Here is a 24,885-nt window from a genome sequence, read left to right as displayed (position 1 = left end):
AATCCAACCCGTAATCGCTGTCGCCGTTAGGCACAACGGTAAATGCCGGTTATGATAAAGCAATTTTTCGACGACGCCATGATGAATTGAGGAGTATATGCAGTATTGGGGAAAGCTGCTCGGTCTTCTACTGGGCTTAATGTCCGGTGTGGGGTTCTGGGGAATCGTTTTAGGGTTGCTGATTGGGCATATGTTCGACAAAGCGCGCTCGGTCAAGAGTCGCGGTTATTTTGCCGATCAGCAGACAAGGCAAACACTTTTTTTCCGCACCACCTTTGAGGTGATGGGGCATTTAACCAAATCAAAAGGGAGAGTTACCGAGGCCGACATTCAGATTGCAAGCCTGTATATGGATCGCATGCAACTGCACGGTGAGAACCGTAATGCGGCTCAGCACGCGTTTCAAGTGGGTAAAGAAGCCAGTTATCCGCTACGCGAAAAAATGCGTGAATTACGTGGTATCTGCTTCGGCCGTTTTGATTTAATCCGGACTTTTCTGGAAATTCAGATCCAGGCCGCTTTTGCTGACGGGTCATTGCATCCTAATGAGCGCCAGGTGCTGTATGTCATTGCTGAAGAACTGGGGATTTCCCGCCAGCAGTTTGACCAGTTTTTGAGCATGATGGAGGGCGGTCAGCAATTTGGTGGGGGTCAGCAAGGGCAGTATTCGCAGGGCGGCTATCGTCAGGCGCCACAAGGTCCTACGTTGGCTGATGCCTGTAAAGTGCTGGGCGTTACCCCATCCGATGATGGCATCACCATCAAACGCGCTTACCGTAAATTGATGAGTGAACATCATCCTGACAAACTGGTGGCGAAAGGTTTGCCGCCGGAAATGATGGAAATGGCCAAAGAAAAAGCGCAGTCAATCCAGGCTGCGTATGACCTGATCAAAAAAGAGAAAGGTTTTAAATAGTTCCCCGTCATACTTCAAGCCGCAAATGCGTTGGCTGCGGTCACTCACCCCAGTCACTTAGTTATCTAAGCTCCTGGGGATTTAAGAGCTTGTCGCCTTTCTGCACCAAAAGTAGGCGCCTCCAGGCGACTTGAATTATTTAGGGGATGTTTGAACCAAAAAAGGCGCTGAATTCAGCGCCTTTTTTGGTTCAATTATGTTTTTAAAACCGACGTTAGAAATCCGGCTCGCAGTTAAAAACCTGCGGGGCATCGGTGATCGGGTGATAGAACGACAGCTCCTGCGCGTGGAGTTGCAGCCGTGGAACCATCACCAGCGCGTCATGTGGTGCATAAAACTTATCGCCGAGGATCGGGTAGCCCAGCGCCAGCAGATGCACACGCAGCTGATGCGAACGGCCGGTGATCGGCCGCAGTCTGACTCGGGTGGTGCCATCGTCGTCCCATGAGATCACTTCATATTGCGTCAGCGCTTTTCTGCCAGTTTCGTGACAGACCTTCTGTTTCGGGCGGTTCGGATAGTCGCAAATCAGCGGCAAATCGATGATGCCGTAATCTTCCGCCATATGTCCCCACACCCGCGCGATATAGACTTTTTTGGTTTCACGCTCGCGAAACTGGCGCTTAAGCTCGCGCTCAGCCTCTTTCGTCAGAGCGGCAACCATCACGCCGCTGGTGGACATATCCAGACGATGTACCGATTCGGCCTCAGGGAAATCGCGCTGAATGCGCGTCATCAGACTGTCCTGATGCTCGGCCGCTTTACCCGGAACCGACAACAATCCGCTGGGCTTATTGACCACCATAATGTGTTCATCCTGAAACAATACCTGCAACCAGGGATCGGTCGGTGGATGGTAATCCTCCAGCGGGCGGGTATTGGATGGCTGATACGGTGCGGGTTGATTTTCACTCATAGCGGATTTCACGAGTCTGTTGTCATCTAAGTGAGAAAAGAAAGGCAGGAAAACCCTGCCTCTGCGTTGACATTACTGATGGCTGACTACGACCAGTCGGATAGCGTCCAGACGCCAGCTTGCCTCGTTCAGATTAGCCAGAACCTGAGTACGGTTAGACTCTACCGCTTCCAGCTCGTCATCACGAATGTTTGGGTTGACCGCTTTCAGCGCTTTCAGACGTGCCAGCTCTTGACTGAGCTGAACATCAGCTTCGACTTTGGCCGCTTCAATCAGCGCGCGGGCGGCATCGGCAATCTGGGGTTCAGCCTGTTGCAACATGGTGTGAACCTCCGCCTGCACCGCATTCACCAGCTTGCTGGAGTTATGACGGTTGATGGCATTGAGCTGACGGTTGAAGCTTTCAAACTCGACCTGTGCCGCCAGATTAGTGCCTTTGCTGTCGATCAGCATACGCACCGGCGTCGGTGGCAGGAAGCGGGTCAGTTGCAGATGCTTCGGTGCCTGACACTCCACCACGTAAATCAGTTCCGCCAGCAGCGTGCCAACGGGCAGGGCTTTGTTTTTCAAAATAGAGACTGCACAGCTGCCGGTATCGCCTGAGAGGATCAGATCCAGACCATTACGCACAATCGGATGTTCCCAACTGATGAACTGAGTGTCCTCACGCGACAGTGCTTGTTCGCGATTGAATGTCACGGTGCAGCCATCTTCCGGCAGGCCCGGGAAATCAGGCACCAGCATGTGATCGGATGGCGTCAGGACGATCAGATTATCACTGCGATCTTCCTGATTGATACCGACAATATCGAACAGGTTCAGCGCAAAATTCACCAGATTAACGTCGTTGTCCTGCCCGGCAATCTCTTTCGCTAACTGCTGTGCCGGTTCGCCACCGTTGGAGTGCATCTCCAGCAGGCGATCGCGGCCGTTTTCCAGCTCGATTTTCAATGCATCGTGCTGGCTGCGGCATTGCTGAATAAACGCATCAAGACCTTCCTGCTCATTTGGTGTGGCGAGGAAGGTGAGCAGTTGCTGGTAAGCGCTGTCATAAATGGTCCGCCCAGTCGGGCAGGTGTGCTCGAATGCATCCAGCCCTTCGTTGAACCAGCGAACCAGCACCGCCTGTGCGGTTTGTTCGAGGTAAGGCACCATGATGTCGATGTTGTTCAACTGACCGATACGGTCCAGACGGCCAATACGCTGTTCGAGCAGATCCGGATTGAATGGCAGATCGAACATCACCATTTTACTGGCGAACTGGAAGTTACGGCCTTCGGAGCCTATCTCTGAGCAGAGCAGCACCTGCGCCCCATCTTCCTGCGAGGCAAAATAGGCCGCCGCACGGTCACGTTCAATAATTGATAACCCTTCGTGGAATACAGCGGCTCGGATGGCTTCGCGTTCGCGCAGAACCTGTTCAAGTTGCAGCGCGGTGGCGGCTTTGGCGCAGATCACCAGTACTTTTGCATCGCGGTTGCTGGTCAGGTAATCGAGCAGCCATTCAACGCGTGGATCGAAGTTCCACCAGGTGGCGTTATCACCTTCAAATTCCTGATAAATCTGCTCCGGATAAAGCATATCGTAGGCGCGAGCTTCCATGGTTTTCTTGGCGCTCATGATGCCGGAGACTTTGATTGCCGTCTGATATTGCGTCGGCAGCGGCAGCTTTACCGCATGCAAATGACGGTCCGGGAACCCTTTCACACCGTTACGGGTGTTACGGAACAGCACGCGGCTGGTGCCGTGACGATCCATCAGCATAGCAACCAGCTGTTTGGCTGACGCTTCGTCACCATTGTTGGCTGCTTTCAGCAGCGCGTCAGTATCGGCATTGCCGACGCTCTCGCCCAGCAGCGTCAACGCTTCCTGGGTCAAAGGCTCTTTATTCAGCAGCAATGTTACGGCATCGGCCACTGGCTGATATTGCTGTTGCTCGTGGATGAACTCTTCGTAATCGTGGAAACGATCCGGATCAAGCAAACGCAGACGGGCAAAGTGGCTTTGCTGGCCAAGTTGTTCCGGTGTGGCGGTCAGTAGCAGCACGCTTGGGATCTGCTGAGAAAGTTGCTCGATCACCTGATATTCACGACTTGGCGTTTCTTCGCTCCACACCAGATGGTGCGCTTCATCGACTACCAGCATGTCCCACTCGGCGTCAGAAAGTTGCTCCAGACGCGACTTATTGCGGCGTACAAAGTCCAGCGAACAGATCACCAGTTGCTCGGTTTCGAAGGGATTGGTGGCGTCGTGCAGAGATTCAGCATAGCGGTCATCATCAAACAGGGAGAAGCGCAGGTTGAAACGGCGCAGCATCTCGACCAGCCACTGGTGCTGCAAAGTCTCAGGCACCACAATCAGGACGCGCTCGGCCCGGCCAGACAGCAGTTGCTGATGAATGATCATCCCGGCTTCGATGGTTTTACCCAGACCCACTTCATCGGCTAATAATACGCGCGGTGCATGACGCTGACCGACTTCATAGGCAATATGCAACTGATGCGGGATCAAACTGGCGCGCATGCCGCGCAGGCCACCGAACTCCAGACGGAATTGCTCACGCTGATATTTTCGGGCGCGAAAACGCAGGGCGAAGCGGTCCATGCGGTCAATCTGACCGGCGAACAGACGGTCCTGCGGCTTGCTAAACGTCAGTTTGCTGTCAAGCAGGACTTCGCGCATCGACACGCGGGTTTCTTCGGTGTCGGTACGGGTGCCTACATAGGTCAACAACCCTTTGTCCTCAATGACTTCAGTCACCATTAACTGCCAACCTTCGTGGCAACTGATGGTATCACCGGTATTAAACATCACGCGGGTGATCGGTGAATCATGACGGGCATACAGGCGGTTTTCACCGGTGGCGGGGAAAAGCAGGGTCACCATGCGCGTATCAATCGCGACGACAGTGCCTAAACCTAATTCGCTTTCCGTATCGCTTATCCAGCGTTGACCAAGTGTGAAAGGCATATGTCTTTTATCTCTCTGTTTCTTTTAAAGGGCTACTGTGTAAAAAGCCTGAATTTTTCTAATAGCGCTGCTTTCCTCGCCTGAGGCGCGGAATCATAATTATGTGGGAGTGGTTCAGAATTGGGAAAGGGCACTATGGTAATGGAAGGCGAGGCTTTCGTCACCTGTGAATCACTATGATAGCGCCTTGACCTGCTTAAAATAGTCCCATTTGACCGTTAATAAGCGTAGCGAAATCGTCATGAAGGAAAGGAAGAATACCATCGGCGACCGGTTCGAGCTGGCGTTCGATGTAGTGATCATGATCGATAAGTGAATGCCGGTTCTCCAACGGTTCCGGACCGGCAGTGGTCATCACGTAGCTTATCCAGCCACCGTTTTGATACTGTTTTGCACGACCCTGCTGCACGTTATATTCATCCGCCAGCCTTGCTGCACGTACGTGCGGGGGCACATTACGCTCGTAATCACTGAGCTTGCGGCGCAGGCGTTTGCGGTAAACCAACTGGTTGTCAAATTCGCCAGCCAGCGTTTTCGCCACGTAGTCGCGGACATAATCCTGATAAGGCTGGTTGTGGAATACGCGATGGTAAAGTTCCTGCTGAAACGTTTGCGCCAGCGGTGTCCAGTCGGTGCGCACAGTCTCCAGACCCTTATAAATAATATGTTCGCCGTCCGCGCCGCTAACCAGCCCGGCGTAGCGTTTTTTACTGCCCTGCTCGGAACCGCGAATAGTGGGCATCAGGAAGCGTTTGAAATGGGTTTCAAACTCCAGTTCCAGCGCACTTTCCAGGCCATATTCCTGTTGTAAATGGGTCTTCCACCAGGCGTTAACCTGTTCAACCAGCTTGCGACCAATCGCACTGGCTTCTTCCTCCGACTGCGCTCCGTTCAGCCAGACGAAAGTGGAGTCGGTGTCGCCATAAATTACCTGATAATTTTCAGCTTCAATCAGTTCGCGGGTCTGGCGCATGATGTCGTGACCGCGCAGCGTAATAGACGATGCCAGCCGTGGATCAAAGAACCGGCAGCCGCTGGACCCCAGCACGCCATAAAAAGCATTCATGATGATTTTCAGCGCTTGTGACAGCGGCTTATTCTTGTGTTGTTTGGCATTTTCCCGCCCCTGCCAGATTTGTCGCACGATTTCTGGCAGACAGTGCTTGATGCGGGAAAAGCGTGCCTGGCGATAACCTGGTACTGAATGTTCATCGTCAGGCTGTTGCAGCCCGGCGACTAATCCCACCGGATCAATCAAAAAAGTGCGGATGATTGACGGGTACAGACTTTTGTAATCCAGCACCAGAACTGAATCGTAAAGGCCGGGCCGCGAATCCATCACAAAACCGCCGGGACTCATCTCTTCCGGTCGTTCACCCAGATTGGGTGCGACATACCCTACGCGGTGCATACGCGGTAAATAAAGATGGGTGAACGCAGCCACTGAGCCGCCGCTGCGATCGGCCGCCAGACCGGTCACTGAGGCACGTTCCAGCAGGAAGGGCATCAGCTCTGTCTTGGTGAAGATGCGCGTCACCAGCTCGCAGTCTTTCAGGTTGTAATGGGCCAGCGCGGGCTTATCTTCGCGAAAACGCTGCTCGATCTCCTCCAGCCGCTGATAAGGGCTGTCGCTGGCTTTCCCTTCTCCCAGCAATGTTTGCGAGACCGTTTCCAGACTGAATGATGGAAAGTTCCAAAAGGCTGACTTGAGGGCTTCAATGCCATCAATGATCAGACGCCCGGCGGCGGCGGCAAAAAAATGCCCCTGTTTGAATCCATGTTCGCGCCATTCCAGTTCATTGCCGCCGCGCCCGAAACGTAAGGGGATGTTGTAGCGCTCGGCATGTTTTTGCAGTACCCGCAGATCAAACTGCACCACGTTCCAGCCAATGATGGCGTCGGGGTCGAAGTCGGCCAGCCACTGATTCAGTTTTTGGATCAGCATCGGACGGCTATCGACATACTCAAGAATAAAGTCGCGGGGTTTATCAGGGTCGCCATTGGGCGGCCCAAGCATGTAAACATGGCGCTGGCCGCAGCCTTCAAGGCCGATGCAATACAACTCGCCGTTGCCGCTGGTTTCGATGTCCAGCGAACAGAGTTTCAGCGGCGGTCGATAACCTTCGGCGGGTTTCATTCTGGTTTCGATCAGCAGGTTATTCGGCCCCGGTTTACCGCTGAACCAGACCGGTGCAGTGATATAACGCTCCATCAGAAAGCGTTCAGGTGGGCGGATATCTGCCTCGTACACTGAAACGCCGTCTTCCTTTAGCTGTTTTTCAATCCGCATGAGTTGGCGATGCTGCGGACAGTACAAGCCGAGCACCGGCCGGGAATGGAAATCCTGCATCGGCAATTCGCGCAGGCTAACATTTTTTTCATCGGCCAGAATGCGCATCGCCTGAGCGCGATGTTCTGCCGGAATAAACGCCACGGACTCCTGCAAAGGCAGGCGGACTTTCTGCGCACCCTCGTCAGTTGCCAGCCACAGTTCCACCTCAGTGCCACGCTGAGTGTCGCGCCAGTGGCGGGTCAGCACAAATCCCTGACGCGGCAAAGTGTCAGGGATGGCAGAAGAGGAACGTGCGGTTGCGGAGTTAATAAGCGCCTCGAAACGACAGAGATAAGGAGAGAGAGTCAAAGACAGAGTATGGTTATTTATACAGTCCTTGTCCATTGCTATGGTCTTAGCCAAATACGCATACAATTACGCGGTTGACTGTGAAAGTTCATGCACTGACAATTCAGCGGCTTAATGTTTTTACTACAATGAGAATGCAGAAAACTCACACTTGTCTCATTTATCTACGTAATTCGCGTAACTGAATACTGGGAATCTATGGAAGCCTATTTACAACATCTGGTCGCTCAGTCGGTGGGCTTTGCTCTGATTATTGTCGCCGTGGTGGCTTTCTTCGAATCGCTGGCGCTGGTGGGATTGATTTTACCCGGCACCGTGATGATGGCGACGCTCGGGACGTTGATTGGCAGTGGTCAGGTGGGGTTATATGAGGCCTGGTTGGCGGCCGGGCTCGGGTGTTTCGTCGGCGACTGGGCGTCTTATTTTATCGGACGCGGATTTAAAGAACCGCTGCACCGCTGGCGATTTCTCAAACGTTATCAGTCACTGCTGGATAGAACCGGTTATGCCCTCGAGCGCCACAGTTTTGCGACGGTGATTTTAGGGCGTTTTATCGGCCCGACGCGCCCGCTGGTTCCGCTGGTGGCCGGTATGCTGAATTTACCTCCTTATAAATTTGCACCGCCTAATATTGTCGGCTGCATAACCTGGCCGCCGGTCTATTTCCTGCCGGGTATTTTGGCGGGTGTCGCCATCGACATTCCTGCCAGTCACAATAGCGCTGTTTTTAAATGGATGCTGTTTATCAGCGTGGTGCTGGTCTGGCTCAGTGCATGGCTGGTATGGCGCGGGTTCCGTGCCGGTAAAGGCTCGGCTGATGTGATGAACAAATGGCTGCCATTAGCGCGGCTGCGGATAACCTGCGTGCTGAGTGTTGTGGCGACGGTGGTCAGCATCGTGATGCTCAGCAAGCAGCCGATGATGCCGATTTACGGGCATCTGCTGTGGGAAGTCATGACTCGCTAACCGGTTGTATTCCTAATACTCTGGCCTCCGGCGCGCTACCGTCCACCAGTGCCTGCGTTGGGCCATCGTAGAAAATTCTGCCATCGACAATCAGCAATGTGCGGGGCGCAATCCGCACCGCATCATCCAGATTGTGCGACACCATCAGTAGGGTGAGATTGCGCTGCTCACAGACCTTATCCAGCAGACTCAGCATTTCACTGCGCAGTGCCGGGTCGAGCGCCGAGAAGGGTTCGTCGAGCAACAAAATCGGCTGGCTGCGTAACAGACAGCGCGACAGTGCCACACGCTGACGTTGCCCGCCGGAAAGCTGCGACGGTAATCTGTCCAGACAGTCCGTCAGGCCGACCTGCTGTGCGATATCTTCCAATTCCCGCTTTTGCTGCGGGCTGAGTTTCAGCCCCGGATGTAACCCCAGCCCCATGTTTTGACGCACCGTCAGATGTGAGAACAGATTGTTTTCCTGAAACAGCATCGACACCGGACGCTTCGCCGGTGGCGTAGCGCTGTGGTCGGCGTTATTAAGCCAAATCTGTCCGCTGACCGGCGTCAGAAAACCGGCCACCAGACTCAGTAGCGTGCTTTTCCCTGCGCCGCTCGGCCCGAGAATAGCAACGCGTTCACCGGCATCAATTGCCAGATCAAAGCGCATCGGCAGGTGTTCGTACAAATAAGTCAGTTTATTCAGCGTCAGCATGGCGGCCCGGCAGTTTCTCAATCAGGGTGAATAACAAGAAGCACAGCAGCAGTAATAATAGCGCGGTGACCGCACCATCCTGACTGCGATAGGAACCGATCTGCTGATATAGATAAAATGGCAGCGTGCGGAAATTTTCGTTACCGAACAACGCAATCACGCCGAAATCCCCCAGTGACAGTACGCAGGCAAACGCCAGCGCCTGCGCTATCGGGCGTTTCAGGGCGCTAAGCTCAACCCAACGTAGCCGTTGCCAGCCACGCATATCAAGCGAAAGGCACAGCGGGTTATAGCGTTCAGCCACATCGCGCATTGGGTTATCCAACACTTTTAGCGCGTAAGGCACGGCCATTAGGGCGTTGGTGAGGATCACCAGCGGCCATGGCGATTGCGGTAAACCGACGGTATCGCCGAGCAGCAGGAAAAAGCCGGTTGCCAGCACGATACCCGGCATCGCGAGGATCAGCATTCCGCTGAGATCCATGGCCTGCGCCCAGCCATGCCGCTGGCGTAAACGCAGCTCGCGGCTGCTCCACAGCAGCATCATCGTTAGCAATACGCATAATAATCCGCTACCGAGCGCAATACGTACTGACGTCCACAACGCCTGCCAGAGCGCGGCTTGTTGCAGCACGCTGACGGCTGCGCGGTTAATGCCATCGAAAATCACCGCCAGCAGCGGCGGCAGGATCAGCAACAGCGCCAGACTAATCAGTACGCCGTCGGCAATACGGCGCGGCAGGGAGTCGTCAGGATCACGCCAGCGCTGAGCGTGCGTTTGCCCGACCGGCAGCACCTGACTGAGTTTTTGGCTGAGCAGTACCAGCGCCAGACAGCAAACCAGTTGGATCAGCGCCAGCGTGGCGGCACGGCTTAAGTCGTAGTCATAACTCAGCGCCTGGTAGATCGCCAGTTCGATGGTGGTCGCCTGCGGACCGCCGCCCAGCGACAGCACAGTGGCAAAGCTGGCGAAGCACAACATGAAGATTAGCGCAGCGGCAGGGAAAATCTGACGCCGCAGGGCAGGCCATTCGACAAAGCGGAATTGCTGCCAGGTACTCATACCCAGCTGAGCGGCAAGCTGACGTTGTTCGACGGCGATATTTTCCAGCGCCTGTAAGAGAAGGCGCGTTGCCAGCGGCAGATTAAAGAATATGTGCGCGAGCAAAATGCCTTTCAGACCATAAGGTGAGAAAGAGTAATCAATGCTAAACCAACCGCATAGCTGGGCCAGCCAGCCTTGTCTTCCGTACACGCTGAGAATGCCAAACACGGCAACTAGCACTGGCAACACCAGTGTCATGGCGCACAAGCGTAATAACAGCTGACGCCCGGGGAAGCGGCGGCGGAACAGCGCGCGCGCCAGTAAAATAGCGGGCAGCACCGAGCTGAGAGCCGAAAGCAGCGCCTGCCAGAAGGTAAAGCGGATCACATGCCAGAGATAGGGATCCTGCCACAGCGAAGCACCGCTCATCTGCGGCGCATGACGCCACAGAGAGCCTAATGCCAGCGCGGCGACCAGTAGCATCGCCAGTGAAGCCACCGCGCCCGGCCACAGCCAGCGTGGGATCAACGGCTGACTGCGTTCTGCCATGCCTGGATCCATTGACTGCGGTGAGTAGCAACATCCTGTGCGCTGTACTGCAGCGATTTGGCTGGCACGGTCAGCTGATTAAAGGCGTCAGGCAGTGGTGTATTGACCACCGGATACATCCAGTTACCGGTCGGGATCACTTTCTGGAAAGCTTCGGTGGTGACAAATCTCATAAATTGTGCCGCAAGCTTCGGCTGTTTGCTGTTTGCCAACTGACCCGCGACTTCAACCTGCATATAGTGGCCTTCCGTGAAGTTGGCTGCCGCGTAGTTGTCTTTTTTCTCTTCGATGATGTGATACGCCGGAGAGGTGGTGTAACTCAGCACCAGGTCGCTTTCGCCTTTGAGGAATAAACCGTAGGCTTCGCTCCAGCCTTTGGTGACCGTAACGGTTTTCTTCGCCAGTTTTTGCCACGCTTGCGGTGCTTTATCACCATAGACTTTCTGCATCCACAGCATTAGACCGAGGCCTGGTGTGCTGGTGCGCGGATCTTCATAGATCACTTTCCAGTTTTGATCGCTGTTGATCAGTTCATCGAGGCTTTTCGGTGGATTTTTTAGTTTGTTTTTATCATAGACAAACGCGAAATAGCCGTAGTCGTAAGGCACGAATGTGCTGTCATTCCAGCCGCCCGGCACCGTCAGTTTGGCCTCGGTTTTCGGGGCTTTGGCAAACAGCCCGGTTTGCTCGGCGGCCTGCAGCAGGTTGTTATCCAGCCCGAGCACGACGTCCGCCTTGCTGTTTTTGCCTTCCATCCGCAGACGGTTGAGCAAAGACACGCCGTCTTCCAGTGCGACGTATTTCAGTTCGCAGCCGCATTCCGCTTCAAAAGCTTTTTTGATGGCAGGACCCGGGCCCCAGTCGGCAGAGAAAGAGTCGTAGGTGTAAACCGTCAGGACAGGTTTGGCCGCATTGGCCGTGGCCGCGAAGGCCGGGACAGACAGGAACAGCAGGCAGGGCAGTAATTTTTTCAACTTTGCGCTCCAAAAAATAAAGGGGCAAAGGATTTTGAGTGAGCATCGCGCAGTCTCAAATCCCTCCGCCGGTATCAACCGGATCAGGTTCGACGGGTCTAAATCTCAGCCAAACTTGCTGCGCATGTGTTGATCCGGCGTCGGGCAGTGCTCGAAATGCTCACGTACTTTGTGTACGCTCCGCTTTCTGCGCGCTGGCCTTCACCGGCTGAACACTTGCTCGCGGCGTTTACATCGCTGCGTTAACAAAATTTTTGGCACCCCGTTGAGAACGGATGTCATTCTAGAGATTAACGGAGCGATGCGATAGTGCGATTAACTGTCGGGTGGCGCAAACCAGGCAGATTTAAAGTCGAACCAGCCGAGAGCGTTCATGCGCACGCCTCGCATGCTGCGTTGTCCCTGCAACACTAACCAGTGGTGGAACAGCGGGTGAATGTGATGAGCGGTGATCTGTTTTTGGCTCCATTCGGCCATCGAGAATTTACCCGCATGCCACAATGCTGCGTCTTCGGCCATATCGTGACTGAAACAGTGCGCGGCTAACGGCAGCTCAAAGAAAGTTGCGAACAAGGAAAACTCCAGCGGGAGGGTGAAGTTAGCGCTGCCAAGCCACAAATCGCTTTGTGCGTCGCCCCGTTGCCAGACCGCGTAATCGACCACCTGAATAATCAGCTCAATACCCTCTGTTGTCAGCAGCGGACGCAAGGCATTGCAGATTGCCTGATGCTCCGAGTGCTCGCTGTAAAACGTCAGCGTGATCTGAGTCAGACCTGTTGGCTTCGGTGGACGCGGTTGCGGATTTTTATGATGCCAGCGCGGCAGCAGGCCGTAAGCAGGTGACCAATAGCGCTGATAAATAGGCTCTGCGGCGTTGAGCAAAGCAATCGGACTCAGTAAATCACACAGCCACTGGCGGGTTTCATCCTCTCTTCCGACGGGCGAGCGCTGATCGAACAGCAGGAAATAACAGCCTTCTTCAAGGCGGCTTTCCAGCTCACTTTTGCCGGATTCATCCGCCTGCAACTGTACGCCGGAAGAAACCAACTCTTCGGTCAGTTCGGGTAGCACCCAGATATTCACTTCGTCGATCAGCGCACGAAAACCGAAATAGTCATCAAAGGCGCGGATGCACAGCTGGGTTTTCTGGTTACGCACCACGGCGTATGGGCCGGTGCCGACCGGATGCCGGGCAAAGTCAGGCAGAGATTTCCACTCCTGCGGCAGGATCATGGCGTGAACATTGCCAAACAGCCAAGGCACCCAGCGATCGGGCGTGAGCAGGTTGACGTCGATCACGTTAGGTGTGGGTGACGTGACGGAAGCGAGATTGCTGAACAGCCGGTGTGATTGTTTCAGACGCTTAAAGGTGGCAATGATGTCGGCCATCTCCAGCTCGCGGCCGTGATGAAAATGGATCGCCGGACGCAGATAAAACCGCCAGTGCAATGGCGTTATTTCTTGCCAGTGGTGGGCCAAATCACCTTCTGCTTCCCCTTTTTCCTCATTTATTCGCGTCAGGCCGCTGAATATTTGCCGGGCGACATGGGTTTCTGAGCGACGTAACAGGGTGCCGGGTAGCAGGTTAAACAGCGGGCGATAGTACAGCACGCGCAGGATGTGTTTGCCCTGGCGGAAGCTGCGTCCCAGTTGCGAAAGCAGCATCTGCCGGACCTGCGTTTTATCGCCTACCAGCTGCACCAACTGCTCGATTTTATCCTGCTCAAGAAGTTCTTCAGCGCGCTGCTGCTGCAGTGCCAGCCCGGTATAGAGAAACGTCAGTTTTGAACGTTTACCGCGCCCGGCGGCGGCATCCCACGTTAACCATTCTTGTTTCTGCATGGTATTAAGCAAAGAGCGCATATGCCGCCGCGAGCAGCTCAGTATTTCTGACAGTGCCTGCAGCGTGGTTTCGGTTTCTTCACCGTGGCAGGATTGCCACAGCCGGATGAACTGTTGCTGCAAACGCGATGAGGCCATAAAAGAGGATCTCCATTGCCGATCTTCATCAATTTATCTTTCCTCATATTACGCCGATACTGTTTCTCAACGAAAGCCTGTTGTGAATATCCGGAGGTCATCATGAAACACACTCTGAATGCCCGTTTTTATAGGCGCTATTTCTCTGCAATAAGTAGCGAAGCCATCGAAAAGAACGCGGCCAAAAATCATGCTGACTGGCTGTCATGGGTGCCGGTGGAATATCGGATGGATATTCTGTCCCGGCTCACGCAGTGGGATATGGAGTCGCTGGATGACGAGGAGTATCGTCGCAGGATCTGATAGCGGCAAAATATGCTTAACCGAATTCGATTTTCTGAGTAATGGTGAATTTTCACCAGCCAGTGGGGTAACTCACTGGTTTTTTTATGCCCATTATCCCCTTCACATTTCGAGCCGCAGATGCGTTGGCTGCTCTTACCACCCGAATTACTGACTGATGTCAGCTCATCGGGATTCGCGCGATTGCCGCCTTCCTGCAGCTCGAACTGTTTTGGGTATACACTGTATATTTCATTGTAAGACTTTCATTTCTCAGGGATGACATCATGTCAAAACCTCGTATTAATGCAATTTATGTCACCTTTCTGGTGGTGTCCTTGCTGTGTGGTATAGCGGGCGCGCTACAGGCGCCGACGCTCAGTCTGTTTCTGACTAATGAGGTGAAAGTCCGGCCGCTGTGGGTGGGGTTTTTCTATACCGTCAACGCTATCGCCGGGATTGCGATCAGTTTTCTGCTGGCGAACCGGTCCGATAACAAAGGTGATCGCCGTAAGTTATTGATTTTTTGCTGCATGATGGCCATCGGTAACAGTCTGGTCTTTGCGTTCAGCCGCGACTATCTGGTGCTGATCACGGTGGGTGTCCTGCTGGCCTCGGTGGGTAATGCGTCAATGCCGCAGCTTTTTGCACTGGCGCGAGAGCATGCAGATCGTTCGTCCAGCGAAGTGGTGATGTTCAGCTCGATGATGCGTGCAATGCTGTCGCTGGCTTGGGTGCTCGGCCCGCCGCTGTCTTTCATGCTGGCGCTCAATTACGGCTTTACGCCGATGTATCTGAGTGCGGCGGCGGTATTTGTCGGCAGCATATTCATGATCGTTTTCTTCCTGCCATCGGTGCCGCGTGTCGTGCAGTCGGTAGATGAAAAAGTGGTGCCGGTCAGTGCGTGGCGTAATAAAGATGTGCGCCTGCTGTTCTTCGCCTCATTGCTGATGTGGACCTGTAATGTCATGTATGTTATTGATATGCCACTGTATATCACCAGTGAGCTGGGCTTGCCTGAAGGGCTGGCCGGGTTGTTAATGGGGACGGCTGCGGGGCTGGAAATTCCGGCAATGTTACTGGCAGGTTATCTGGTTAAACGTACTGGAAAACGCAAACTGATGCTGTACGCGGTGGCGAGTGGGGTGATGTTCTACGCGGGGCTGGTGGTGTTTCAATTCAAAGCGGCACTGATGATCCTGCAACTGTTTAACGCGATTTTCATCGGCATCGTTGCAGGTATCGGCATGCTCTATTTTCAGGATCTGATGCCAGGGCGTGCGGGTTCAGCGACCACATTATTCACCAACAGTATCTCTACCGGCGTGATTTGCGCGGGCCTGTTGCAGGGTTTTATCGTGGAAAGCTTCGGGCATTATCCGGTGTACTGGGCGGCGACGGCGCTGGCGGTCATCGCACTGGCACTGATGTATAAAGTGAAAGATGTTTGAACCCTCCTGAAAAGAAAAACCCGCGATTTACGCGGGTTTTTTATGCTTACGGGAAAGCCTCAGTTCATAAATACGGGCTGACTCTTCTCGTAGCTGGAAATATTTTCTTCATGTTGCAGCGTCAGGCCAATGCTGTCCAGACCGTTGATCATGCAGTGGCGGCGGAAACTGTCGATCACAAACGGGTAGCTTTTGCCACCGGCTTTAAGAGTCTGGGCTTCCAGATCCACTTCAAAGGTGATGCCTTCGTTCTCTTTAACCAGTGCGAACAGCTCATCAATTTCTGCATCGCTCAGGGTGATAGGCAGCAGTTGATTGTTGAACGAGTTACCGTAGAAGATATCGGCAAAGCTTGGTGCGATCACTGCGTGAAAACCGTAGTCGGTCAGCGCCCACGGCGCATGTTCACGGGAAGAGCCGCAGCCAAAGTTTTCACGCGCCAGTAAAATGCTCGCGCCTTTGTAGCGCGGCTTGTTCAGCACGAAATCCGGATTAGACACCTGGCCAGCATCATCCAGAAAACGCCAGTCGTTGAACAGGTGTTGACCGAAACCGGTGCGGGTGACTTTCTGCAAAAACTGTTTCGGAATAATGGCATCGGTATCGACATTAGCGGCATCCAGCGGAACCACCAGACCGATGTGTTGGGTAAATTTAGCCATGGTGTTGTCCTCAGTTCAGTTCACGAATATCAGCGAAACGGCCCGTCACCGCCGCCGCCGCCGCCATTGCCGGGCTGACCAGATGCGTGCGTCCTCCACGACCCTGACGGCCTTCGAAGTTACGGTTGCTGGTGGATGCACAACGCTCGCCGGGTTCCAGACGGTCATTGTTCATCGCCAGACACATGGAACAGCCTGGCAGACGCCATTCGAAACCGGCTTCGATGAAGATTTTATCCAGACCTTCTTCTTCCGCCTGCGCTTTTACCGGGCCTGAGCCTGGCACCACAATCGCCTGTACGCCGGCCGCGACTTTACGGCCTTTGGCAACGGCTGCCGCAGCGCGCAAATCTTCGATACGTGAGTTGGTGCACGAACCGATGAACACTTTATCGATCGCCACGTCGGTCAGTTTAATGCCCGGTTGCAGATCCATATACGCCAGCGCTTTTTCAGCGGAAGCACGTTCCACCGGATCGGCAAAGGAAGCCGGACTCGGGATGACCTGATTAACGCCCATCACCTGACCCGGATTAGTACCCCAGGTCACTTGCGGTGCAATTTCAGCCGCGTCCAGCGTGACGATGCTGTCGAATTTCGCCGCATCATCGGTTTTAAGCGTTTTCCAGTACTCAACCGCCGCATCCCAGTCCTGACCTTTCGGTGCAAACTGACGGCCTTTCAGGTAGGCGAACGTGGTTTCATCCGCTGCAACCAGGCCGGCTTTAGCACCCATCTCAATCGCCATATTGCACAAGGTCATACGACCTTCCATGGAGAGCGCTTCGATGGCTTTACCACAGAATTCGACCACGTGACCTGTGCCGCCAGCGCTGCCGGTTTTACCGATGATCGCCAGCACGATGTCTTTCGCGGTGATACCCGCTGGGGCATCGCCGGTCACTTCGATTTTCATGGTTTTGGCACGGCCCTGTTTCAGGGTTTGCGTCGCCAGAACGTGTTCCACTTCCGAGGTGCCGATACCAAATGCCAACGAGCCGAATGCGCCGTGGGTCGCGGTGTGGGAGTCACCGCAGACGATAGTCATGCCCGGTAACGTCATGCCTTGCTCAGGGCCGATCACGTGAACAATACCCTGGAAAGGGTGGTTCAGGTCATACAGCTGCACACCGAATTCCGCACAGTTCTTGATCAGTTCCTGCATTTGAATACGGGCCATCTCGCCGCTGGCATTGATATCTTTGGTTTGCGTGGAGACGTTGTGGTCCATGGTCGCGAAGGTTTTACCCGGCTGACGCACCGTGCGACCCATCGCGCGCAGGCCGTCAAAAGCCTGCGGTGATGTTACTTCATGTACCAAATGACGGTCGATGTACAACAGCGGCGTTTCGTTTTGCGCTTCATACACGAGGTGCGCATCAAACAATTTCTGATATAAGGTCTTCGCCATGTTATGCCCCTTCGGCCACGAAACGGGCAATAATGTCACCCATCTCGCTGGTGCCAATTGCATTGTTACTGTTCGCCAGATCGCCCGTACGGTGGCCGGCTTCTAATGCTTTATTCACCGCGTGTTCGATGGCATTTGCTGCTTCGTCAGCGCCCAGGCTGTAACGCAACAATAAGGCCGCCGAGAGAATTTGTGCAATCGGATTGGCAATGTTTTTGCCAGCGATATCCGGTGCCGAACCGCCTGCTGGCTCGAACAGACCAAACGCCTGCTCGTTCATGCTGGCCGATGGCAACATGCCCATGGAGCCGGTGATCATCGCGCATTCGTCTGAAAGAATATCGCCGAACAGGTTAGAGCACAGCAGCACGTCAAACTGAGACGGGTCTTTAATTAGCTGCATGGTCGCGTTGTCGATGTACATGTGGTTCAGGCTAACGTCCGGATAATCTTTCGCGATTTCGTTAACCACTTCACGCCACATGATGGAAGTCTGCAACACATTGGCTTTATCGATGGACGTCACTTTGCTACGGCGTTTGCGTGCGGACTCAAAGGCAATGCGGGCAATACGTTCGATTTCAAAACGGTAATACACTTCGGTGTCGAAAGCTTTTTCATGCATGCCCTGGCCTTCGCGGCCTTTCGGCTGGCCGAAGTAAATGCCGCCAGTCAGTTCACGTACGCACAGAATATCGAAACCTTTGGCGGCAATGTCAGCGCGCAGCGGGCAGAACTCTTCCAGCCCTTGATACAAGCGAGCAGGGCGCAAATTACTGAACAGTTTGAAATGCTTACGCAGTGGCAATAACGCACCGCGTTCTGGCTGATCGTTTGGCGGTAAGTGTTCCCATTTCGGGCCACCGACCGAACCGAACAAGATCGCGTCAGCTTGTTCACAACCGGCAACGGTAGCCGGTGGCAATGGGCTGCCGTGTTTGTCGATGGCGGCACCGCCGACATCGTATTCGCTGGTTGAGATTTTCAGGCCAAAACGCTGACGCACCGCGTCCAGTACTTTATAAGCCTGCTGCATGACTTCCGGGCCAATGCCGTCGCCGGGTAAGACGGCAATATGATGGGTCTTGCTCATGTTCACACCGTTTCCTGATTGTTTTGTTTTTCGGTTTGCAGGCGCTGTTTTTCGATTTCTACCTGCTTGCTGCGCCAAATGCTGTTCAATACGTGGACCATTGCTTTGGCGGAAGATTCAACAATGTCCGTCGCCAGACCGACACCGTGGAAACGGCGCCCATTGAAGGAGACAACGATATCAACTTGCCCTAATGCATCACGCCCGTGACCTTTGGCGGTCAACTGATATTTGATCAGTTCAATCTGGTAGCCGGTTATGCGGTTAATGGCCTGATAAACGGCATCGACGGGACCATTACCGGTGGCGGCTTCTGTTTTGATTTCATCGCCGCTGGCCAGATTGACTGAAGCCGTGGCCGTAATGTTGGAGCCGGATTGCACGCTGAAATTGTCCAGACGGTAAAACTCTGGCTCTTCCTGTTGCTTATTGATGAATACCAGCGCTTCCAAATCGTAGTCAAAGACCTGACCTTTCTTGTCGGCCAGTTTCAGAAACGCTGCATACAGATGATCCATATTATAGTCGGATTCTTTGTAGCCCATTTCGCCCATGCGGTGCTTCACGGCGGCACGGCCGGAACGGGAAGTCAGGTTCAGTTGAACCTGATTCAGGCCGATAGATTCTGGGGTCATGATTTCGTAGTTTTCGCGATTTTTCAGCACGCCATCCTGATGGATACCGGAGGAGTGAGCGAAAGCATTAGAGCCGACAATCGCTTTGTTGCCCGGGATCGGCATGTTGGTGATCTGGCTGACGATCTGACTGGTGCGGTAGATTTCTTTGTGATTGATGTTGGTGTGTACGTTCATGTATTCCGAACGGGTACGGATTGCCATAATCACTTCTTCCAGCGCCGTGTTTCCGGCGCGTTCACCAATACCGTTCAGCGTCCCTTCAACCTGACGTGCACCGGCCTGAACCGCAGCGATGGAGTTACCGACCGCCATGCCCAAATCATCGTGGCAGTGAACAGAAATAATCGCTTTATCAATGTTCGGTACACGTTCATACAAGTTAGTAATGATACCGCCGAATTGGGTTGGCGTGGTGTAGCCGACGGTGTCAGGAATATTAATGGTGGTTGCACCGGCTTTAATCGCAGCTTCAACGACCCGACACAGGTTGTCCAGCGGCGTACGACCAGCATCTTCACAGGAGAATTCAACATCATCAGTATAGTTGCGGGCGCGTTTCACCGAGTGGATCGCCATGTCCAATACTTGATCAAACGAGCGCTTCAGTTTGGATTCAATGTGCAGGGTAGAAGTGGCCAGGAAAACGTGGATGCGGAAGGCTTCAGCAACGCGCAACGCTTCGGCAGCAGCGTCGATGTCGCCATCAACACAGCGGGCCAGACCGCAAACTCGGCTGTTTTTAATCTGACGCGCAATAGTCTGCACAGATTCAAAATCACCAGGAGAAGAAACCGGGAAACCGACTTCCATAACGTCAACGCCCATTCTTTCCAGCGCTATGGCAATTTGCAGCTTCTCTTTAACGCTCAGGCTGGCTTGTAATGCCTGTTCACCGTCACGCAGCGTAGTATCGAAAATAATGACTTGTTGGCTCATGGGTAGATTCCTTGTCTGCTTTACTTTCACGCCGTGGAGGTAAAAAAAAACCCGCGCATCGGCGCGGGTTTAGTGTCTGTGGAAGAGGAATCAGTTCTGATTTTCTGCCACTGGCTTACCGCGCAAATTTTCTGCGTTTAGTAGTAGGCCTGATAGGAGAGTGATCATGGACATGGGTTTCAGCTTCTCTTGAATAATGGTTATCGGAATTAGGTAAACCGTGGCCTAAATTGATACGTGAATACGTCGTTCGTGTCAACAATTCTCACGGCAGAGGAGGAAGATTAACAGGATGTGAGAGCGAATCTCATTTGGTGGAATGTTCTGGCTGGGTAATCATTTCTGAAGTAATCGACACACCATATAACGTGGCTATGAAAAGTACATTCTACGATAGGATCCTATTTCCAGATTGTTTTCCATCACCGTTATCCGGGGTGTTAAAAAGGCAAATATAAGCTAACGCTACTTGAGCCGGGATGACATATTGTGAGTGCAAGACAATTAAACGCCGGCTATAGCTTGTGGGTGATTATCTCTAATTCTGATGCTCTATATGGTTTTTTATCCTGCACGAGATATTTCACTTTTTTGCTTTTCTCGCGCAGCAGTCTCGTCCCCGGATTGAACTTCTGCCTCTTTTTACCTTTTCGTTCCTCTCATATTTCGGGGCCATAATTTGATTTGCCTGACGTAGCAGTCCCGGTAGACTACGCGAATTGTTAATATTGGTGAGCAAATGCAAATAGATCTTTGGATTTATTGCCGCTGGCTGTTCTTCCTTTCCCTCTCAGGCTCGCAGATTATGAACACGACGTTGAATGACTATCATCTTGTTACCCGTTTTCGGCATCAGCTTTCCACACGACCTGACAATGTCGCTTTTCGCGAATGGTCAGCGGATCGCGAGACCGCACTGACGTGGTGCGAAGCCGGTAAAAAAGTCGATCATTTATCACGCCTGTTATTGCAGTTGGATGTTGGCATTCAAGAGCGTGTCGCGATTTGCGGCAGCAATGCTATGGCATGGACATTGGCCGATATGGCCATTTTGCAACTGCGTGCCATCAGCGTACCGATTTATTCCACCAATACTGCCGCGCAATCTGCCTATGTCATCAATGATGGAGATATCCGCACGTTGTTTATCCTCGGGCAAGCGGAGTTTGACACTGCGATGCAACTGCGTGAACTGTGCCCGCAGTTACAGCATATTTTGGTACTGGATGCCGACATTGATCTACGCGGGGTCCCTATAGCTCGCCATGTGGATTCGCAGACCGTCACCGATCTCTCTCTCGACGAGACGCTACAGGCGAGGACAGGCGATTGCCATTTGGAGGACCTGTTTACCCTGATTTATACCTCGGGCACGACCGGTGAACCCAAGGGTGTCATGCTTGATTACCGCAGCATGGGTACGCAGCTCCAACAACATGAACAACGGCTGGCGCTGTCAGAAAACGACGTATCCTTGTGCTTCTTGCCGCTGGCACATGTTTTCGAGCGAGCATGGAGCTTCTTCGTTATGCATTGCGGCGCGCAGAACGTCTACCTGCGGGAAACCGATCGGGTTCGTGATGCGCTACAAGCGGTCAAACCAACGGTCATGTGTGCAGTGCCGCGTTTTTATGAAAAAGTTTTCAGCGCGATCAAGCAGAAGGTCGCGCATTCCGGGTATATAAAAAAGAAGTTGTTCCACTGGGCTATGGCTTGCGGACGCAGGAAATTCCTCACTGAAAGGCAAGGGGCCGTTGCGACCTGGTGGCAAACTCGCCAGTACGCGCTGGCTGATAAGTTGGTGCTCGGCAAACTGCGCGATCTGTTGGGCGGCAATCTGCGGTTTTTGCCCGCAGCCGGGGCCAGTCTGGATGACAACATCATTCTATTCTTTGAATCCATCGGCCTTAAAATTAAATATGGTTATGGGCTAACGGAAACCTGTGCCACGGTCTCTTGCTGGGAGGAAAAGGATTTTCTGTTTGGCTCAGTCGGAACGTCGTTGCCACTTATTGAGGTGCGTATTGGCGACGAAAATGAAATTCAGGTGCGCGGGCCGACGCTTTTTCGCGGCTATTTTAATAAGCCTGAAGAGACCGCTGCCAGTTATACGGCCGATGGCTGGTTCAAAACGGGTGATGCCGGAAAGCGTGATGAGCAAGGTAATCTGTTCGTCACCGAACGCTTAAAGGATCTGATGAAGACCTCGGGCGGTAAATATATTGCGCCTCAGCGTATCGAAGGCACGTTAGTTCAGGACCGTTATATCGAGCAGGCGGCGGTGATCGCCGATGCCAAGCACTTTGTTTCAGCGCTTATTGTGCCGGATTTTAACGCGCTGATTGACTATGCGCAGGCACACAACATTGATTATCTCAACCGTGACAGTCTGCTGAAAAATGAGCAAATTCTGTCGCTGTTTACCTATCGTATCCGCGAAATTCAGCATGAACTGGCCAGCTATGAGCAGGTGAAAAAATTTGCTTTGCTGACATCACCTTTTACCATGGAAGCCGGAGAGTTGACGCCGACATTAAAGCTGCGGCGCAAAATTATCCTTCAACGATACAAGAAAGAGGTCGATACTTTCTATGCTGAATAAGGCTACATACTCAGCCGGCGTAGTCCTATCGCGCCGGGATTGTGTCACTTTGAATATTTTATCACGCGGTCATCGTTAAAATTGCTGCACAGCTAAGCCATAATTTAATGCTGTAATTTATCCCGCCTTCCTGATAATCCTGAGTAGTTGTCTCTGTTGGGCAGTGTTTTGTCTTGAGAGAGCAGGGCAGAGCAGCGTGACACATTAACCCTGTAGTGACTCCGGCATTTTGCCGTTTGCCTGACCTAAATTCAGGCGTTAAGGTACTGGGTTAAGTTAGCGTAATCCGATAAGAATATCAGGGCTTAGCCCTCTTACCCGGAATGACCGGAAATGATTTCCATCATTCTTTTGAGTTGCTTACTTACCCTGGCAATTCACTTATTAAAATAAGTCACCCTATTTATAGAAGCAAAAAAGCCTGGAGGCAAAACCATGGAGATGTTGTCAGGAGCCGAGATGGTCGTGCGATCGTTGATCGACCAGGGCGTTAAACACGTATTCGGTTATCCCGGCGGAGCGGTGCTGGATATCTACGATGCCCTGCATACGGTCGGCGGGATTGATCATGTGCTGGTGAGACATGAGCAGGGTGCTGTTCATATGGCAGATGGTTATGCCCGCGCCACAGGCGATGTGGGTGTGGTACTGGTGACCTCAGGTCCCGGTGCGACCAATGCTATCACCGGTATTGCTACAGCCTATATGGACTCCATTCCGCTGGTGGTGTTGTCAGGCCAGGTTCACAGTTCACTTATCGGCTACGACGCCTTCCAGGAATGCGATATGGTGGGGATCTCCCGCCCGGTGGTAAAACACAGTTTCCTGGTGAAACGCGCAGAAGACATTCCTACCGTTCTGAAAAAGGCGTTTTATTTGGCATCCACCGGTCGTCCTGGTCCGGTGGTGGTTGACCTGCCAAAAGACGTAGTGAGTCCGCAGATAAAATTGCCTTATGCCTATCCTGAACACGTCAGTCTGCGTTCGTACAACCCGACCGTTCAGGGGCATCGCGGGCAGATTAAGCGCGCACTGCAAACGCTGCTGACAGCGAAAAGACCAGTGCTCTACGTCGGCGGCGGTGCCATCAATTCAGAATGTCATGCTGAGCTTTTACAACTGGCAGAAAAACTCAATTTGCCGGTGACCAGTTCCCTGATGGGGCTGGGTGCGTTCCCTGGGACCCATCGTCAAAGTGTGGGCATGCTAGGTATGCATGGTACTTATGAAGCCAATATGACCATGCACAATGCCGATCTTATTTTCGGCGTAGGCGTACGTTTTGACGACCGTACCACCAACAATTTGGCTAAGTACTGCCCGAATGCCACCATCATGCACATCGATATCGATCCGACCTCAATCTCCAAAACAGTCAGTGCAGATATTCCGATTGTTGGCGATGCCAAACAGACCCTTGAGCAGATGCTTGAGCTGCTGGCACACAGTGAAGAGAAGCAGGAATACGACGCGCTGCGTGACTGGTGGCAGAGCATCGAACAGTGGCGCGCTAAAAAATGTCTCGATTATGACAAGAATAGCGGCACCATTAAGCCTCAGGCGGTCATTGAGACGCTGCACCGTCTGACTAAGGGGGATGCCTATGTCACCTCAGATGTCGGCCAGCATCAGATGTTTGCGGCGCTGTACTACCCATTTGATAAGCCACGTCGCTGGATAAATTCCGGTGGCCTCGGCACCATGGGCTTCGGCTTACCTGCTGCACTGGGCGTAAAACTTGGCTTGCCGGATGAAACGGTCATCTGCGTTACAGGTGACGGTAGTATCCAGATGAATATTCAAGAGTTGTCTACCGCACTGCAGTATGATTTGCCGGTCATCGTGGTTAACCTGAACAACGGTTACCTTGGCATGGTGAAACAGTGGCAGGATATGATTTATTCTGGGCGTCATTCCCAGTCTTACATGCAGTCACTGCCTGATTTCGTCAAGCTGGCGGAAGCTTATGGACACGTAGGTATTGCCATTCGCACCCCGGATGAATTGGAAAGCAAACTGGCGCTGGCGCTGGCACAGAAAAACCGTCTGGTATTTGTGGATATCAGCGTGGATGAAACGGAACACGTTTACCCGATGCACATCCGTGGCGGTGGGATGGACGAAATGTGGTTAAGCAAAACGGAGAGGACCTGATC

Annotated in this window: 17 protein-coding genes; 6 read left to right on the top strand and 11 right to left on the bottom strand. The window is 53.1% G+C overall.

Annotated features, from left to right (window positions below; translation table 11 throughout):
- Positions 1 to 97: 97 nt before the first annotated feature.
- Positions 98 to 916 carry a co-chaperone DjlA gene (djlA, locus tag ACMV8I_RS11695; RefSeq protein WP_498865394.1) on the top strand — a complete coding sequence of 273 codons (819 nt, stop codon included), beginning with the start codon at positions 98 to 100 and terminating at the stop codon, positions 914 to 916.
- 214 nt (positions 917 to 1,130) lie between these two features.
- Here djlA and rluA read toward each other — a convergent pair whose 3' ends face one another.
- From rluA to ACMV8I_RS11680, 3 genes are all read right to left on the bottom strand, one after another.
- Positions 1,131 to 1,784: a bifunctional tRNA pseudouridine(32) synthase/23S rRNA pseudouridine(746) synthase RluA gene (gene rluA, locus ACMV8I_RS11690; protein WP_498865514.1), complete on the bottom strand. Its 654-nt coding sequence runs from the start codon at positions 1,782 to 1,784 to the stop codon at positions 1,131 to 1,133.
- Between the two features lie 120 nt (positions 1,785 to 1,904).
- On the bottom strand, positions 1,905 to 4,802 hold the full coding sequence (gene rapA, locus ACMV8I_RS11685; RefSeq protein WP_498865393.1) for an RNA polymerase-associated protein RapA: 2,898 nt from the start codon (positions 4,800 to 4,802) through the stop codon (positions 1,905 to 1,907).
- Positions 4,803 to 4,998: 196 nt separating this feature from the next.
- On the bottom strand, positions 4,999 to 7,479 hold the full coding sequence (locus ACMV8I_RS11680) for a DNA polymerase II (protein WP_498865392.1): 2,481 nt from the start codon (positions 7,477 to 7,479) through the stop codon (positions 4,999 to 5,001).
- A 162-nt stretch (positions 7,480 to 7,641) separates the two neighbouring features.
- Between ACMV8I_RS11680 and ACMV8I_RS11675 the strand changes: the two genes are divergently transcribed.
- Positions 7,642 to 8,409, top strand: coding sequence for a DedA family protein (locus tag ACMV8I_RS11675; RefSeq protein WP_498865391.1), 768 nt, complete (start codon positions 7,642 to 7,644; stop codon positions 8,407 to 8,409).
- On the opposite strand, the gene thiQ is transcribed toward ACMV8I_RS11675, so the two are convergent.
- From thiQ to sgrR, 4 genes are all read right to left on the bottom strand, one after another.
- Entirely contained in the window at positions 8,396 to 9,106 is a 711-nt protein-coding gene (gene thiQ, locus ACMV8I_RS11670) for a thiamine ABC transporter ATP-binding protein ThiQ (protein ID WP_498865390.1), read from the bottom strand. The genes ACMV8I_RS11675 and thiQ overlap by 14 nt on opposite strands.
- Positions 9,090 to 10,700, bottom strand: coding sequence for a thiamine/thiamine pyrophosphate ABC transporter permease ThiP (thiP, locus tag ACMV8I_RS11665; RefSeq protein ID WP_498865389.1), 1,611 nt, complete (start codon positions 10,698 to 10,700; stop codon positions 9,090 to 9,092). Before thiP ends, thiQ begins: the two co-directional genes overlap by 17 nt.
- On the bottom strand, positions 10,676 to 11,674 hold the full coding sequence (thiB, locus tag ACMV8I_RS11660) for a thiamine ABC transporter substrate binding subunit (RefSeq protein ID WP_498865388.1): 999 nt from the start codon (positions 11,672 to 11,674) through the stop codon (positions 10,676 to 10,678). Before thiB ends, thiP begins: the two co-directional genes overlap by 25 nt.
- A gap of 315 nt (positions 11,675 to 11,989) precedes the next feature.
- Positions 11,990 to 13,654: an HTH-type transcriptional regulator SgrR gene (gene sgrR / locus ACMV8I_RS11655; protein WP_498865387.1), complete on the bottom strand. Its 1,665-nt coding sequence runs from the start codon at positions 13,652 to 13,654 to the stop codon at positions 11,990 to 11,992.
- Between the two features lie 102 nt (positions 13,655 to 13,756).
- Here sgrR and sgrT point away from each other — a divergent pair, with 102 nt between their 5' ends.
- A complete protein-coding gene (gene sgrT, locus ACMV8I_RS11650) occupies positions 13,757 to 13,957 on the top strand; it encodes a glucose uptake inhibitor SgrT (protein WP_498865386.1) in 201 nt (66 codons plus the stop codon).
- A gap of 266 nt (positions 13,958 to 14,223) precedes the next feature.
- Entirely contained in the window at positions 14,224 to 15,387 is a 1,164-nt protein-coding gene (locus ACMV8I_RS11645) for an MFS transporter (RefSeq protein ID WP_498865385.1), read from the top strand.
- A 59-nt stretch (positions 15,388 to 15,446) separates the two neighbouring features.
- Here the strand turns inward: ACMV8I_RS11645 and leuD are convergent, their stop codons facing one another.
- The 4 genes from leuD to leuA are packed head-to-tail and all read right to left on the bottom strand — an operon-like array spanning position 15,447 to position 20,127.
- Complete coding sequence (leuD, locus tag ACMV8I_RS11640; RefSeq protein ID WP_498865384.1) at positions 15,447 to 16,049, bottom strand: 3-isopropylmalate dehydratase small subunit; 603 nt, start codon at positions 16,047 to 16,049, stop codon at positions 15,447 to 15,449.
- Between the two features lie 10 nt (positions 16,050 to 16,059).
- A complete protein-coding gene (leuC, locus tag ACMV8I_RS11635) occupies positions 16,060 to 17,460 on the bottom strand; it encodes a 3-isopropylmalate dehydratase large subunit (protein ID WP_498865383.1) in 1,401 nt (466 codons plus the stop codon).
- A 1-nt stretch (position 17,461) separates the two neighbouring features.
- Positions 17,462 to 18,553: a 3-isopropylmalate dehydrogenase gene (gene leuB, locus ACMV8I_RS11630; RefSeq protein WP_498865382.1), complete on the bottom strand. Its 1,092-nt coding sequence runs from the start codon at positions 18,551 to 18,553 to the stop codon at positions 17,462 to 17,464.
- A gap of 2 nt (positions 18,554 to 18,555) precedes the next feature.
- On the bottom strand, positions 18,556 to 20,127 hold the full coding sequence (gene leuA, locus ACMV8I_RS11625) for a 2-isopropylmalate synthase (protein WP_498865381.1): 1,572 nt from the start codon (positions 20,125 to 20,127) through the stop codon (positions 18,556 to 18,558).
- Between the two features lie 805 nt (positions 20,128 to 20,932).
- On the opposite strand from leuA, the gene ACMV8I_RS11620 reads away from it, so the two are divergent.
- Positions 20,933 to 22,729: an AMP-dependent synthetase/ligase gene (locus ACMV8I_RS11620; protein WP_498865513.1), complete on the top strand. Its 1,797-nt coding sequence runs from the start codon at positions 20,933 to 20,935 to the stop codon at positions 22,727 to 22,729.
- Between the two features lie 435 nt (positions 22,730 to 23,164).
- Positions 23,165 to 24,883 (top strand): acetolactate synthase 3 large subunit, encoded by a 1,719-nt coding sequence (gene ilvI, locus ACMV8I_RS11615; protein ID WP_498865380.1) that lies wholly within the window; start codon positions 23,165 to 23,167, stop codon positions 24,881 to 24,883.
- Positions 24,884 to 24,885: the final 2 nt, after the last annotated feature.

Source organism: Ewingella sp. S1.OA.A_B6 (genome assembly GCF_049889095.1).
Lineage (GTDB): Bacteria > Pseudomonadota > Gammaproteobacteria > Enterobacterales > Enterobacteriaceae > Ewingella.
The sequence above is the reverse complement of the archived record's forward strand: the minus strand, read 5'-3'. Positions and strand labels throughout refer to the sequence as shown.